Origin of the sequence: Caballeronia terrestris (genome assembly GCF_001544515.1) — a bacterium.
Taxonomy (GTDB): Bacteria; Pseudomonadota; Gammaproteobacteria; order Burkholderiales; family Burkholderiaceae; genus Caballeronia; species Caballeronia terrestris.
The window spans coordinates 1-1416 of record NZ_FCOL02000403.1; the positions used below are offsets into that span (position 1 = coordinate 1).

General features: G+C 66.2%; 1 protein-coding gene. It reads right to left on the bottom strand.

The window, feature by feature from the left end; translation table 11 throughout:
* A partial coding sequence (locus AWB67_RS37780; protein ID WP_087660850.1) for a sulfatase-like hydrolase/transferase occupies positions 1 to 1416 on the bottom strand: 1416 nt, incomplete at both ends.

Here is a 1416-nt window from a genome sequence, read left to right on the forward strand (position 1 = left end):
CTCACGAGCGCCGGCGCAGGCTGGCTCGGCGGCGTGATCTGCGCGAGGGCGAGGAACGTCGCGGTGTTGTCGGTGACGTGCGTGAACGCGCGCAGCGTCGGGCTCTGCGTCGTCTGACCGGGCAAGTGGACGACGAGCGGCGTCGATACACCGCCTTCGCCTGAGTAGCCCTTGGTGAGGCGGAACGGCGTCGCGCTGACTTCGGCCCAGCGCAGGCCGTATTGCAGGCGCTGCGCGTTCTGCTTGCCGTTGTCGGTGCCGAGGGTCGTGTAGATGGCATCGGCGGCGTTGGCGGTGTCGGTTGCGGTGGGATCGGCGCCGGAGTCGATCGGCCAGCCTTCCGCACCGTTGTCCGACTGGAACATGATGAACGTGTTGTCGTATTCGCCGATGTCTTTCAGGTGCTGGCTCAAGAGGCCGATGTTGTGATCGAGGTTCTCGACCATGCCCGCGTAGATCTCCATGTAGCGCGCCTGCGCATGACGCTCGGCGGGCGAGAGGTTCGCCCAGGTCTTGTTGACGGTGCCCGCGCCGTAGTCGGTGTAACCCTGCTGCGCGCTGTGCACGGCGCTCACGTACTTTGCGTTCGCCGTGCCGTTGTTCGCGGTGGCGGGCGATGCCGTCAGCGTTTCCGGCGCGCCCTGATACGGCGTGAAGTCAGCCGGGATGATGCCGAGCGCCTTCAGCCGCGCGATCCGGGCATTGCGGATCGCGTCGTAGCCCGCGTCGTACTTGCCCGCGTACTTGTGCAGGTACGGCTCGGGCACCTGCAGCGGCCAGTGCGGCGACGTGTACGCGGCGTAGGCGAAGAACGGTTTGCCGTCGCCCTTGTTCGAATCGATGTAGGCGATCAGCTTCTGCGTGTAGAAGTCGGTCGAATAGAACAAGGACGGGCTGCCGCCTGTGCCGCCGGGCTGTCCCGGCTGGCCGGGCTGTACGTACTGGCCGTCTTCGGTGTAGTTCTTCGACCCCGCCTGCTCGTGCGCGAAGTGGTTGGTCGCGGCGCCGCCGAGCAGCGCGTAGCTGTGCTCGAAGCCCCACTGGTCGGGCGTCTGGCCTCCGCCCGTCGTGCTGCCGACGATCCCCGAACCGATATGCCACTTGCCTGCCATGTAGGTGTGATAGCCGCCGTCCTTGAGCAACTGCGCGACCGACAGCGCGCGATCGTTCAGATAGCCTTCATAGCCGGGCAGGCCGCGACGCTCGTCAGTCGGCACGCCCATCGTGCCTTCGCCGACGAGGTGGTGATCCGTGCCGGAGATCAGCATCGCGCGCGTGATCGCACAGACGGTGCCGGTGTGATGGTTCGTGAGGATGCGGCCGGACTGTACGAGCGCGTCGAGATTCGGCGTATCGATCTCTCCGCCGAACGCATGGGTGTCGGAGTAGCCGAGGTCGTCGGCCATGATGTAGAGG